At 72.9% G+C, this 12,047-nt stretch carries 11 protein-coding genes; 3 read left to right on the forward strand and 8 right to left on the reverse strand.

From position 1 onward, the window contains the following. Positions 1-96 precede the first annotated feature (96 nt). Positions 97-1,335 carry a hybrid sensor histidine kinase/response regulator gene (locus FGE12_RS23110; RefSeq protein WP_194798184.1) on the forward strand — a complete coding sequence of 413 codons (1,239 nt, stop codon included), beginning with the start codon at positions 97-99 and terminating at the stop codon, positions 1,333-1,335. On the opposite strand, the gene FGE12_RS23115 is transcribed toward FGE12_RS23110, so the two are convergent. After that, on the reverse strand, positions 1,332-2,183 hold the full coding sequence (locus FGE12_RS23115) for an SDR family oxidoreductase (RefSeq protein WP_153868740.1): 852 nt from the start codon (positions 2,181-2,183) through the stop codon (positions 1,332-1,334). The two genes, FGE12_RS23110 and FGE12_RS23115, sit on opposite strands and share 4 nt — an antisense overlap. 104 nt (positions 2,184-2,287) lie before the next feature. Here FGE12_RS23115 and FGE12_RS23120 point away from each other — a divergent pair, with 104 nt between their 5' ends. Next, on the forward strand, positions 2,288-2,719 hold the full coding sequence (locus FGE12_RS23120) for a helix-turn-helix domain-containing protein (protein ID WP_153868741.1): 432 nt from the start codon (positions 2,288-2,290) through the stop codon (positions 2,717-2,719). 81 nt (positions 2,720-2,800) lie between these two features. On the opposite strand, the gene FGE12_RS23125 is transcribed toward FGE12_RS23120, so the two are convergent. Further along, positions 2,801-3,445: a pentapeptide repeat-containing protein gene (locus FGE12_RS23125; protein WP_153868742.1), complete on the reverse strand. Its 645-nt coding sequence runs from the start codon at positions 3,443-3,445 to the stop codon at positions 2,801-2,803. A gap of 788 nt (positions 3,446-4,233) precedes the next feature. Between FGE12_RS23125 and FGE12_RS23130 the strand changes: the two genes are divergently transcribed. Further along, positions 4,234-4,746, forward strand: a complete 513-nt coding sequence (locus FGE12_RS23130) for a hypothetical protein (RefSeq protein ID WP_153868743.1) — start codon at positions 4,234-4,236, stop codon at positions 4,744-4,746. A 9-nt stretch (positions 4,747-4,755) separates the two neighbouring features. Here the strand turns inward: FGE12_RS23130 and FGE12_RS23135 are convergent, their stop codons facing one another. The 6 genes from FGE12_RS23135 to FGE12_RS23160 form a co-directional block, all read right to left on the reverse strand. Next, complete coding sequence (locus FGE12_RS23135; protein ID WP_153868744.1) at positions 4,756-6,183, reverse strand: NAD(P)/FAD-dependent oxidoreductase; 1,428 nt, start codon at positions 6,181-6,183, stop codon at positions 4,756-4,758. Positions 6,184-6,292: 109 nt separating this feature from the next. Continuing rightward, entirely contained in the window at positions 6,293-6,928 is a 636-nt protein-coding gene (locus FGE12_RS23140) for a sterol desaturase family protein (RefSeq protein ID WP_228531015.1), read from the reverse strand. A gap of 25 nt (positions 6,929-6,953) precedes the next feature. After that, positions 6,954-7,979 carry a hypothetical protein gene (locus tag FGE12_RS23145; RefSeq protein ID WP_153868745.1) on the reverse strand — a complete coding sequence of 342 codons (1,026 nt, stop codon included), beginning with the start codon at positions 7,977-7,979 and terminating at the stop codon, positions 6,954-6,956. An 8-nt stretch (positions 7,980-7,987) separates the two neighbouring features. Beyond that, complete coding sequence (locus FGE12_RS23150) at positions 7,988-9,196, reverse strand: POTRA domain-containing protein (protein WP_153868746.1); 1,209 nt, start codon at positions 9,194-9,196, stop codon at positions 7,988-7,990. 266 nt (positions 9,197-9,462) lie between these two features. Beyond that, positions 9,463-10,452, reverse strand: coding sequence for a hypothetical protein (locus FGE12_RS23155; protein WP_153868747.1), 990 nt, complete (start codon positions 10,450-10,452; stop codon positions 9,463-9,465). A 50-nt stretch (positions 10,453-10,502) separates the two neighbouring features. Beyond that, positions 10,503-12,038, reverse strand: a complete 1,536-nt coding sequence (locus tag FGE12_RS23160; RefSeq protein WP_153868748.1) for a TolC family protein — start codon at positions 12,036-12,038, stop codon at positions 10,503-10,505. Between the last annotated feature and the right edge of the window lie 9 nt (positions 12,039-12,047).

The raw sequence follows: 12,047 nt of genomic DNA on the forward strand, positions 1-12,047 counted from the left end.
GCGGCCTCGGAGGCGCCGGGACAGGCGGGGGGAGTGTGCGGGAGCGGCGCCCGGTTCTGTCCACAACCTCGGGGGGCCGAGAGGAAGACCGCGAAGGTGACCGAAGGGCCGTCCGCAGTTGCCAGCATCCTCATCGTCGACGACCACCCGGGCAACCTGCTGGCCCTGGAGGGTGCGCTCGCGCCGCTCGGCCAGCGCCTGGTGCGCGCGAGCACGGGCGAGGAGGCCCTGCGCGCCGCGCTGCGCGAGGAGTTCGCCTGCGTGCTGCTGGACGTGCACATGGGCGGCGGCATCGACGGCTTCGAGACGGCGCGCCTGCTCAAGGGCCGCGAGAAGAGCCGCCACACCCCCATCCTCTTCCTCACCGGCACCGTGCAGGACCAGAGCTTCCTGCACCGCGCGTACGAGCACGGCGCGGTGGACTACCTGCTCAAGCCCTTCGACCCGGACGTGCTGCTGGCCAAGGTGCGCGTGTTCACGGACCTGTACCTGCTGCGCGAGCGGGTGAAGGGCATCGAGCGCGCGGAGGCGGCGCGCGAGGAGGCCGAGCGCCAGCGCGCGCTGCTCGAGGCGCGCGCGGCGCAGATGCAGCAGCTGGCGCAGGAGCGCGAGCACGCGCTGCGGCTGCGCGACGAGTTTCTCACCGTGGCCGCGCACGAGCTGAAGACGCCGCTCACCCCGCTGCACCTGCGGCTCGCGAGCCTCGCGCGGGTGACCGAGGCCGAGCCCACGGGCGCGCTCTCGCACGGGCGGCTCGCGCAGGAGCTGGACGTGATGCGGCGCCAGGTGCGCAAGCTCGCGGACCTCATCAACGACCTGCTCGATGCGAGCCGCATCGCGGCGGGCCGCCTGCAGCCGGGGGCGCGCGAGCCGGTGGACCTGGGGCAGCTCGCGCAGGAGGTGGCCGCAAGGCTGCAGCCCGCGGCGCGCGAGTCGGGCTCGGCGCTGGATGTGCGCGTGGAGGCGCCCTCACCCGTGGCGCTCGTGGACCGGCCGCGCATCGAGCAGGTGCTGAGCAACCTGCTCACCAACGCGCTCACCTACGGCGGCGGCGAGCCCGTGCTGGTCTCCGTGCGCGCCGAGGGCGAGCGCGCGGTGCTGCAGGTGCAGGACCGCGGCATCGGCATCGCGACCGCGCAGCTCGCGCGCATCTTCGAGCGCTACGAGCGCGCGGTGAGCGAGAGCCACTACGGAGGCCTCGGGCTCGGGCTCTACATCGCGCGGCAGATCGTGGAGGACCACGGCGGCCGCATCCGCGCCGAGAGCCGCCCGGGCGAGGGCAGCACCTTCACCGTGGATCTGCCCCTGTCCCCTCCTCCTCCGCCAGGGGCCTAGGGAAGGGCCGCGGACACCGCCTTCGCGAGCGGCGTGGTGGGCCGGCCGATGAGCCGGCGCAGCGTGCCGCTGCGGTCGTCCAGCTCGCCGCGCGCGATGCCCTGGTCCGCGCTCGCGAGCATCTGCGCGACGGGCGCGGGCAGCCCCACGCTCTGCAGCACGCCAGCGTACTGCTCCGCGGGCATGTCGTTGTAGGCCACGGGCTTCTTCGCCTGGCGCGAGACCTCCTCCGCGAGCTCGCGCAGGGTGAAGGCCTGGTCCCCGGCGAGCTCGTACACCTGGCCCTCGTGGCCCGGCGTGGTGAGCACCGCCACGGCCGCCGCGGCGTAGTCCGCGCGGGTGGCGGCGGCGATGCGGCCCTCCTTCGCCGCACCCAGCAGCGCCCCGTGCTGCAGCGCGGGCGCGAGGTTCTCGGTGTAGTTCTCGAAGTACCAGCTGTTGCGCAGCAGCACGAAGGGGAGCCCCGAGGCGCGCAGCGCCTTCTCCGTCGCCAGGTGCTCGGCGGCGAGCGAGATGCCCGAGGTGTCGGCCTTCAGGATGCTCGTGTAGACGACGAGCTTCACCCCGGCCCGCTTCGCGGCGTCGATGGCGGCCTGGTGCTGCTGCACGCGCTTGCCCATCTCGTTCGACGAGATGAGCAGCAGCTTCTCGGCGCCGCGGAAGGCGGCCTCGAGCGTGCCGGGGCGGTCGTAGTCGGCCTCGCGCACCTGCACGCCCTGCGCGGCGAGCGCGCGTGCCTTCTCGGGGCTGCGCACGGCGGCGACGACCTGCGCGGCGGGGACCTTCTGCAGCAGCTGCTCGATGACGAGACGGCCGAGCTGGCCGGTGGCTCCGGTGACGACGATCATGGCGGTGGGATTCCTGTGGACGGGGTGCTGCGTGGAAGCGACGCCACAGGGGTAACAAGGTCACTCACTTTTGGTAAGTACCTACCTTCTGGTAAGGTACTGGCATGGCGGACACCAACAGCAGGGGCGCCCTGAAGCGGGCACTGGCGAAGCGGGCGAGCGAGCGCGGGGACCTCTACGCCCCCGCCTGCCCGTCCCGCGGGGTGCTGGAGCACGTGACCAGCCGCTGGGGCGTGCTGGTGCTCGTGGCGCTGCTCGAGCGCACACACCGCTTCAGCGAGCTGCGGCGCCGGGTGGGCGGCGTGAGCGAGAAGATGCTCGCGCAGACGCTGCAGGCCCTGGAGGCGGACGGCTTCGTGCTGCGCGAGGTGCACCCGGTCATCCCGCCGCACGTGGACTACAGCCTCACGGCGCTGGGGCGCGAGGTGGCTGCGCACGTGGAGGCGCTCGCGGACTGGATCGAGGAGGCGATGCCGCGCGTGCTCGCCGCGCGCGCTGGCGCCCGTTGTCCGCGGAGCGGCCGGAAGCAGGGCTGAGGACGGACTGCACGAGCGAAGCTGCGTCAATGTCCCCTCTCCCCCTGGGAGAGGGCCGGGGTGAGGGACTGCCGCGCCCGCTCAACGTCCGCGCTTGCCACCGCGCTTCGCCGGCTCGGGCGCGTAGCCCGCGACGGAGAGCCCCAGCGAGTGCGCGAGCAGCACTGCCGCCTCCACCGCGACGCGCGTGTCCTTCACCTTGTTGCGCGTGGGCTCGAGCAGGAGGCCACTCGCACTGCTGAAGTCGGTGTGCGCGAGGGTGCAGCCGCGCACGGTGGCCGCGCTGAGATCCGTGCCCGCGAAGTCGCTCTCGCTCAGGTCAGAGTCGAGGAAGTTCGCCTCCTGCGCGCTGCAGCGCAGGAAGGCGGTCTGGCGCAGGCTCATCCCCACGAAGGAGGCGTAGCGCAGGTTGCACTCCTGGAACGCGAGCTCCGGGTGCGGCGCGGCGGCGGACCAGTCCACGCCCATCAGCTTGCAGCCCTCGAAGCGCACTCCGCGCAGGCCCGTGCCCGAGAGCGACGCGCGCGTGAGGTCCGAGCTGCGCACGGTGCAGTCCTCGAGTCGGCTGTTCTTCCAACGGCTCTCCTGCAACCGGCAGCCCTCGAAGGTGCAGCGGTAGAAGTCCTTGCCGGACAGGTCCGCGCCCTCGAGGTCCAGGTCGCGGAAGGTCTCGTTCTCGAAGCTCTCCTCCGCGAGGAGGCGCTGGCGCAGGGCGTCGTCGGACATGGCGGGAGAGCACGCTATCTCGCTCGGCACCACGGTCGCGCCGTGTCGACAGGGCACGGAGCTCGTCGCAAGACCTCCTGAGGGACAGGCGCCCTACCCCGCACGTCACAGGCTCTCGAGGGAAGCCGGGACGGGACCGGAGCCTGTCGGGCGGCCGAGCGCGGCCGGGCATCGGCCTGCGAGGCGCTCGGGGGTGACGCAGACCAGAGCCATTTGGGGAGGCCTGACCGGCGCAGGAGATGCCCCCTCCCGGGCGCGAAGTCGCGCGCGCCTGTTCTGAAATGTCGGGGGATTTCCTGAACAAATTACACGACTTGGCGCTCCGCCCAGCGCCGGCGCGCTGTGGAATGAAGCTTCCGTCCAGGGCTCTCCCGGGAGCGCGAGGGGCGGAATGAAGCTTCCTCCCGGGGCTGGACGGAACATTTCGTCCAGTGCGGCGTCTCGGGGTGCAGCGCGTCGTCGCGTCCGTACCTCGCCTCGCCTGCTCGGCACTGCCTGGGCCGACTGGGAGGCGTGGCGTGCCGGCAGCGCGTGGCGCCGTGCAGGGCACTGCAGCTCGCCTCTGTCCCTCCCGTCCCCTCTTCAGGCCTGGGCAGAGCGCGCGGACGGGGCGCCGCAGCGCCGCACCTGCTGCTGACGTCGTCCCCTCGCGAGCAGCGTCTCGCGCAGACCGCACCCGCCGACCCTCGAGGCATGCCTTCATTCCCGAGCGACGGTCGAAGAACCGGGCGGCTCGCTCAGTTGAGCTCGGCGGCTGTGCGCCTTCGAGCGCCGGTTAGGATCTCGTCATGCCGAGCGACCCCGGAACGATGATCGTCCTGATGCTGGTGACCATCTTCGTCGGCAGTGCGGCCATCTGGGGCCTCATGGCCTGGCGCCACGCGAGGCTGCGCGCGGAGCTCGCCCAGCACCGCACGCTCTTCCTCGAGCGAGACGTGCGCGTCGCGGTCGGCACGCTCGCGTCGCTCGGCGCGGGGAAGAGGTGGATGGTGGCCGACGTGTGGATCACCGACCGCGCAGCCGTGCTCCTGATGCGCCAGCTCATCGGCATGCCCCAGCCTCCCGTCGCGCTCTTCCGCACGCAGAAGGAGGCATCGGCTCAGCGGCGCGCGCTCGTGCACTCGCGCATCGTGACCGGGCTCGTGGTCCACGGCGCCGAGCACGCGCTCACCCTCCAGTGCACGGGCGCGTTCACCTACCTCGAGCTCAAGCTGCGCCCCGTCGAGCTGGAGGCGCTGGTGGCCGCGCTCCAGAGCAACCTCAACCGCGGCCTGATGGTCCCCGCTGCCTCCACCCGCTGACGCGCGCGCTCAGCTCCAGGTCGGCCCCACGCGCGGGGAGTCCGTGCCGCGCGCACCCTCCACGCCGCGCTCGCCGGGCTGCTGGCCCACGGTGGCCGGTGCGCCCGCGGTGTCGATGCGCGGCGCCGCGGTGGGGCGCGCCGCGGGCAGCGCCGGACGCAGGCGCCAGTCGCGCTCGGTGATGAGGCGCGCGCCGCGCCGGGAGAAGAGGTAGTTCCACGTCCACTCGGTGAACACCGTCGCGCGGTTCTTGAACCCGATCAGATAGAAGATGTGGACGAAGAGCCACGCGACCCACGCGGGGTAGCCGGTGAGCTTGAGCTTGCCCGTCTCGGCGATCGCGCGGTGCTTGCCGATGGTGGCCATGGCGCCCTTGTCCTTGTAGCGGAAGGGCGCACGCGCGCGCCCCGAGATGGACGCGACCACGTTGCGCGCCGCCGCCTCGCCCATCTGGATGGCCGCCGGCGCCACGCCGGGTACCAGCTGCCCCTTGATCTCCACGTGCGCGAGGTCTCCCACCGCGAACGCGTCCGGGAAGCCCGGCAGGCTCAGGTCCGGCTCCACCTTCACGCGCCCCGCGCGATCCAGCTCCACGCCCAGCACGCGGGTGAGGCGCTCGGCCTCCACGCCCGCAGCCCAGATGACGGTGCGCGCGGCGATGCGCTCCTCGCCGAGGCTCACGCCCTCCGCGTCCACACCCGTCACGCGCGCGCCGAGCCGCACCTCCACGCCCAGCGCCTGCAGGTCCTTGCCCGCGTGCGTGCCCAGCTTCTCACTGAAGGAGGGCAGCAGCCGCGGCCCGGCCTCGAGCAGCACCACGCGCGCATCGCGCGGGTTGATGCGCCGGAAGTCCTTCACCAGCACCGTGCGGCTGATGTCCGCGATGGCGCCGGCCATCTCCACGCCCGTGGGCCCCGCGCCCACCACCACGAAGTTGAGCAGCGCGCGCTGGCGCTGGGGGTCCAGCTCGTTCTCCGCCTCCTCGAAGGCGCGCAGGATGCGGCGGCGGATCTCCGTGGCCTGCTCCAGCGTCTTGAGCCCGGGCGCGAACTCCTCCCACTGCGGCTTGCCGAAGTAGCTGTGCTGCGCGCCGCCCGCGAGCACCAGGTAGTCGTAGCGCAGGCGCACGTCGCCCTCACCGCCCACCCACTTCTCGCGCAGGTTCACCTCGGTCACCCGTCCCAGATGCACCGACACGTTCGTCGCCCCCGCGAACTGCGAGCGGATGGGCACCGCGATGTCCGACGGGTTCAGCCCCGCCGTGGCCACCTGGTAGAGCAGCGGCTGGAAGAGGTGGTGGTTGCGCTGGTCCACCACGGTCACGTGCAGCCCCGGGTGCTTGCACAGCTGCTTGGCAGCCGAGAGGCCTGCGAAGCCCGCGCCGACCACGATGACATGCTTCTGGCCGGGCTTCAGGGGCGGGGTGATGGGGTTCATGGGAGCCATGTCCTTTCGATGCGTCCGAGCGCCTGAAGATGCGTCGACGCAGCGCGCATGCGCAGCCCCTCGGTCCCCGGTCGGGCCCTCCAGCCCGCACGCCCTGGCTTCAGGCGAGCGGCGTCGCGTCGCGCTGGGGCCGCTGGCGCAGGGTGCCGAAGAGGACGTCCAGGTACATGTGGCTGATGCCGAAGTTCTTGTCCGGGGTGTTGAAGTGGTGCGCCATGTGGCGCGCCCGCAGCTCCTTGCCCCAGGCGCCCGGCAGCCCCCCGTGGTGGACGCGGTAGTGGATGAAGTCGTAGGCCATGTAGCCCGTGACGAGGCCGCAGAAGAAGGGCAGCGTCAGGTGGGGGGCGTGCAGGAGGTAGAGCCCTCCGCCAATGACGAGGGCCAGGGGCACGCTCGCCCCCAGCGGCATGACGAGGCGCTGGCCGTCATCCGGGTAGGTGTGGTGGTAGCCGTGGATGACGGCGTGCACCCGCCGGGTGAAGGGCCCATTGCCCTCCCAGTGGAAGAAGCCGCGGTGCAGCCCGTACTCCATCAGCTGCCAGGCCACGTACCCCACGGCGAACAGCAGGGCGCTGGAGGCCACGTGCAGGGGGCCGCGGACGAAGCCCCAGGCCAGAAGCCCCAGCACCAGCGGCCCGTAGACGACGAATGGCGTGGCGGGGTGAATCTTGCTCCCCCACTCGAGCACCGGGTTGTCGAACATCCGCCCCGCGCTGTGGCGCACATAGGTCTTCAACTGCGTCTCCTTTTCGAAGCAAACGTCAGGGATGGTTGCTGGCGTGCTGGGTGACGGCCTCGCGCAGGCGCGCGCCGGGCCCCAGCTCGAACGAGAGCCCGAACTGCCAGAGGTGCACGGGCTCGAGGAAGAGGATGTTGTAGTAGTCGCGCCCGCCCACGTAGCGCGCGTAGAGCCCGAAGCCCGCGGCCCAGTGCGGGGCGGCGAGCGCCTCCACGCGCACCGTGGGGCCCTGCCCCTCCACGCCGCCGAAGGGGCGCGAGAGCGTGGCCTCCAGGTGGAGGCGGTGCCCGCTCCACAGCCGCTCGCCGAGCAGCGCGACGTCTGCGTGGCTGTCTCCGTACACGCCGCGGATCTGCTCGGTGATGCCGCCCGGCCCGATGGAGAGATTGCGCTCGAAGCCGGCGTGGCCGCCCACCACCCAGCCCGTCATCGACGCGCCATCCAGGTCGAAGGCGAGCCGCCCGTGCAGCTCCCAGCGCACGAAGTTGGTGGAGAAGTCGCCGGCGGTCTCGTTGAGCGGCGGCTCGCCGTCCTCGGGCGTGCAGTCCGGGTCGGTGCCCGCCTGGCTCGCGAAGAAGCAGCCCGCCTGCCCATTGGAGTAGTGGCCGACGATGACGTGCGCCCCCAGCGCGAGGGCGCGCCGATGCCCACCCGGCGTGGGGTCCAGCAGCCGCAGGCGCAGGAACTGGAAGGTCACCTTGGGCATGAACGAGGGCGGGATGACCGGGCTCGACTTCTCGTTGAGCATCCGCAGCGTGATGTGCGGGGTGAGGATGGCCGTGAACACCCACTCGCCCGAGGGCTTGCGGATGTCGCCCGCGGAGAGCTGGGGGAAGAAGAGGTTGGGCGCCACCTGCGCCTCGAAGAGCAGCGGCGAGGGCGACTGCGGGTCGCCGTAGCGGCGGATGGGCGTGGGCGAGAAGAGGATGAGTGAGCGGTCGAGGAAGAGATTGACCGGCGCTTCAAACTCAACCTTCACCTCGGCGTGCGCGGCCGCTCCGGCGAGCAGCAGCAGCGCGAAGGCGAGGGCGTGCAGGGAGGGACGCATGCGGGACCTCACAGCGAGAGCCCCGCGGCCACGCTGACGGTGGGCTTGCCGGTGAGCGGCGCACGCGCCACGTCCACGCCGAGCGCCGGCACCGCCACGTTGTGCAGGTAGATGCGCATCCCCAACCCCGGCGCCGCGTACGAGGTGGACGTTCCCTGCCAGCGCGCCACCCCCACGTCCAGGAAGGCCTGCGCGGTGAGGGTGCCCCAGCGCGGGCGCCACAGCGGCACCTGGTACTCGCTCGCCAGGCTCGCCGCCTCCGAGGCCCACAGCCCGCCCTGCACGAAGCCGCGCGTGCCCGGGCGCCCACCGAGCTGCAGCGCGTCCAGCACCGGGTCTCCGTGCGAGACGTCGAAGGCGCCGGTGAAGCTGAGCGCGTGGTCGCGGAAGGCCGACAGCGTGTAGCTCGCGGCGAGCGACAGCTGGCGGTAGGGGCGCATCGAGCCCAGCGCGGAGAGCGCCTCGCGCAGGCGCGCGCGCACCGCGAGCCCCTCGTTGAAGTAGACGCGGTAGTCCTGCCCCGCCCAGTCCAGCGCGAGCTGCGGGCCGTAGGCCTCGCTGCGCCCCGGAGGCGGCGCGCCGTCCGGCAGTTGCGCGGTGCGGTTGACGAGCGCGAAGCCGCCCGCGGCCACGTTGAGCTCGGGCGTGAGCTGGTAGCCCACGAGGCCGCCCGCATCCAGGCGCCGGTCGGTGTAGCGGTCCAGCGTCACGTCCGCGGGCACGTGCTCGCGGTCCGTGTCCGCGTAGAGCGCGGTGAGGCTCGTGGTCCAGCGGGTGCCGCGGATGCCCGGGTCGCGGTAGAGGCCGAAGAGCGAGCCGCCGCGGTTGGAGTAGGAGCCGCCCAGCACCAACAGCTTGCGCAGCCCCAGAAGGTTGGACTCCACCGCATAGAGGCCCACCGCCCAGCGCCCCTCCGAGCGCGAGTAGAAGGGGATGGGCAGCAGCGTCCAGCGCTCCTCCACCTGCACGTGCAGCACCGCGCCCGCGCCCTCCGGCCGCAGCTCCACGCGCGCCGAGCGGAAGAGGCGCAGGTTGAGCAGCCGCCGCTCCAGCTCCGCCGGCGCGCCGGGCTCCAGCGCGTCGCCCTCGCTCACCCGCATCGCCTGGCGAATCACCGAGGTGCGCGTGCGCGCGTTGCCCGCGACCTCGATGCGCGCGACGGTGAGCTCCACGGCGCGCTGGGCGATGCGGTCAGCGGTGGGCGCCGCAGAGGGCATCGTCGCAGCGGCAGGCACTGGCACTGCGAGCGAAGGAGCGCCACGCCCAGCGGCCGTTGGCACTGCGGGAACACGCGCGCCGGCCTCGGCGGCCGCTGGCACGGCGGGGGCGGGCGCACCCGAAGTGGAGGGCGCCGACGTCGCGGAAGAAGGTGCCCCGGAGGCCTGCGCCGCCGCGACCTCACCTGCGCGCGCCCCGGCGCCACACAGCGCACCGCTGCACGCGCACGCGAGCGCGAGGGGCCGGGCGGCGCGCATGCGGAGGCTCAGTTCTCCTGGACCGACACTTCGAGCAGGCCGGGCAGTGCGGCCGCGCCCTCGCGCTGCAGCAGCGCGCGGTGCGTGTAGCTCACCGGAGAGCCGAGCAGCGGCTTGAGCATGCTGCCCAGGATGCCCAGCTCCTGCACGGGCGCGCTGCGCGAGATGAGCCCGGTGCTGCTCACCTGCCCTGCCGCCGTGAAGTCCGCGCGCCAGGAGGTGGCGGTGCCCTCGCCCTGGCGGATGATCTTCATCCCCTCCAGCGCCTGGGGCTGCTCGCCCTCGCGCCACACGTAGGCGTGGCCCAGGGCGCCCTCGGGCGTCTCGCGCGCGAGCATGATGAGGTGCGGGCTCGCGCGCAGGGCGCGGAAGCGCACCCAGCGGCTCGCGAGCTCGGTGGGCTTCGCGGTGGAGCGGTTGTGGTCCACGTAGGCGCCGCCCTTCAGCTGCTCGGGGGCCTTGGCCACCTTGGGGCCCTCCAGCAGCACGTCCACGTCACCGAAGGGCTGGAGGATCTCCGAGCGGTAGGTGCGCCCGCTGGGCACCGTCACCTCGCCGCCCGGCGGCACCACCGGCACGAAGGCATGCGCGAAGCGCAGCTCCACCTTCTGGCCGTCCAGCGCCACGCGCAGGCCGGGGTTCTCGCCGCCGTACGCCTCGCAGGCGCCGTCGTCCATCACCAGCCGGTCCACGCCCTTGCCGTCGTCCGGCGCGTAGGCCCAGCCCTTGCGGCTCACGCGCGTCTGCGCCGTGAAGGCCTCGCGGCCCGGGCGGCGCACCACCACCCGGCACACCCCCGTGCCGCTGCCCGGCCCGATGTTGGTGAAGGCCATCTGCGCCCACAGGTAGCCGCCGTCCGAGAGGTCCACCTGGAAGGTGAAGTTCTCGCTCCAGGTGTCGGCCGGGTCGAAGTGGGTCTGCAGCGGGCCTGCGAGGGCAGACCCGGCCGGAGCGAGCAGCAGGACGGCCAGGAGCTTCAGTGCGGCGAGTGGGCGCATGACGCGGGCTCCGATGTGCAGCCGAATTCGGGGTTGCTCCAGAAACACCGCTAGCGGGCGGCGGTGTCACCCTGCGTGGGGTCGAAGAGCCCCACGGCGCGCGCCAGCGCGAGGCGGGCGAGGCGCACGTTGAGCGCCTCGTTCACCGCGGTGAGCTCCGCGCCGGAGAGGCTGGTGTTCGCGTCCGTCACCTCGAGGTAGGTGGCCACGCCCGCCTCGAAGTTGTTCTTCACCAGCTGGGCGCTCTCGCGCGCGAGCTTCACCTGCTCGTCCGCCTTCACCTGGTTCGCCTCGGCGCTCTCGAGGTCGAGCCGCGCGCGGCGCACCTCGTCGCGCACCCGCTCCTCGTTCGCGCGCTGGGTGGCCTTGGCCTCGGCGATGCGGCCGTTGGCCTCGCGCAGCTGGGCCTCGCGCAGGCCGCCGTCGAAGATCTTCCACTGCACGCCCAGGCCGATGTTCCAGCTGGTGCTCGCGCCGGTGAAGCCCGCCGAGTTGCTCGCGAGGAAGGCGCCGGTGGCCACCACGCTGGGCAGGTAGCGCGCGGTGACGCGCTGGCGCTGCCCGTACGCGAGCTGCACGCCGGTGCGCGCGGCCGCGAGGTCCGGCCGCTGGTCCAGCGCGGTCTTCTCCGCCTGCGCGGCGTCCTTCGCCTGCTCGGGCACGGGCACACCCTCGCCCGAGGGGGGCGCCACGTCGAAGTCCACCGGGCGGCCCAGCAGCGCCGCGAGGCTGCTCTTCGCGGCCTCGTAGGAGTTGCGGCTGCGCACCAGGTCCTGCTCGGCGCGGGTGCGGTCCAGGCTCGCGCGCAGCACGGCGATCTTCGCCACGTCGCCCACGCTGAAGCGCGCCTGCGCGTCCTTCTCGAAGCCGCGGCGCACCTCGAGCAACTGCTCCTGCACCGCGATGCTCTCGCGCAGGGAGGCCGCGCCCAGGTACGCGCGCGCCACGCCGAAGAGCAGCTCGCGCCGCACGTTCTCCACGGTGAGCTCGCTCACCTTCTCCGCGAGGTAGGCGTTCTTGATGGCGGGGAAGAGCTCGGGCACGAAGATGCCCTGGCTCGCAGTGAGCTGCCCGGCGAGCTGGTTGCGCTTCTGGATGGGGATGCTGAGGAAGTCCGAGCCCACGGCCTCGAAGTTGGTGGGCGTGCCCGCGGGGTTGTTCGGGCCCACCGGCTGGTTCGGGTCGTTGGGCGCGCTGGTGGGGGCGCCCGTGTCGCGCACGACGTAGCGCGTGGGCTGGGTGAGCGTGGCCTCGGTGGAGTTGTGGGTGAGGCCTCCCTGGGCCTGCACCTGCGGCAGGTAGCCGCTCCAGGCCTGCGCGCCCAGCGTCTGCGCCTGGCGCAGGCGCGCGCGCGCCGCCTCCAGGTCCGGGTTCTGCCGCTCGGCCTGCATCAGCGCGGTCTCGAAGGAGAGCACCGGCAGGGCCGCGGGGGGAATGGTCGCGCGGGTCGTGGGCTGCTCGCTCGCGGGGCCCTGGGCGGCCGGGGCCTGCGCCGCCGCGGGGGGCTGCTGCTGCGCGGCCGGGGCTCGAGGGGCGACGGGCGCCTGGGAGAGCAGCGCGCCGAGCAGGAGGGAGGGGGTCATCATAGGAGAGGC

It is taken from the genome of Aggregicoccus sp. 17bor-14 (genome assembly GCF_009659535.1).
Classification (GTDB): domain Bacteria; phylum Myxococcota; class Myxococcia; order Myxococcales; family Myxococcaceae; genus Aggregicoccus.

What these genes read in the sequence shown, in the direction of transcription:
- FGE12_RS23115 (WP_153868740.1), bottom strand. Translation starts at nt 2,183, where the DNA reads ATGATCGTCGTCACCGGAGCCACCGGCCAGCTCGGCCGTCTCGTCATC.
- FGE12_RS23120 (WP_153868741.1), top strand. Translation starts at nt 2,288, where the DNA reads ATGGCGGACACCAACAGCAGGGGCGCCCTGAAGCGGGCACTGGCGAAG.
- FGE12_RS23125 (WP_153868742.1), bottom strand. Translation starts at nt 3,445, where the DNA reads ATGTCCGACGACGCCCTGCGCCAGCGCCTCCTCGCGGAGGAGAGCTTC.
- FGE12_RS23130 (WP_153868743.1), top strand. Translation starts at nt 4,234, where the DNA reads ATGCCGAGCGACCCCGGAACGATGATCGTCCTGATGCTGGTGACCATC.
- FGE12_RS23135 (WP_153868744.1), bottom strand. Translation starts at nt 6,183, where the DNA reads ATGAACCCCATCACCCCGCCCCTGAAGCCCGGCCAGAAGCATGTCATC.
- FGE12_RS23145 (WP_153868745.1), bottom strand. Translation starts at nt 7,979, where the DNA reads ATGCGTCCCTCCCTGCACGCCCTCGCCTTCGCGCTGCTGCTGCTCGCC.
- FGE12_RS23150 (WP_153868746.1), bottom strand. Translation starts at nt 9,196, where the DNA reads ATGCCCTCTGCGGCGCCCACCGCTGACCGCATCGCCCAGCGCGCCGTG.
- FGE12_RS23155 (WP_153868747.1), bottom strand. Translation starts at nt 10,452, where the DNA reads ATGCGCCCACTCGCCGCACTGAAGCTCCTGGCCGTCCTGCTGCTCGCT.
- FGE12_RS23160 (WP_153868748.1), bottom strand. Translation starts at nt 12,038, where the DNA reads ATGATGACCCCCTCCCTCCTGCTCGGCGCGCTGCTCTCCCAGGCGCCC.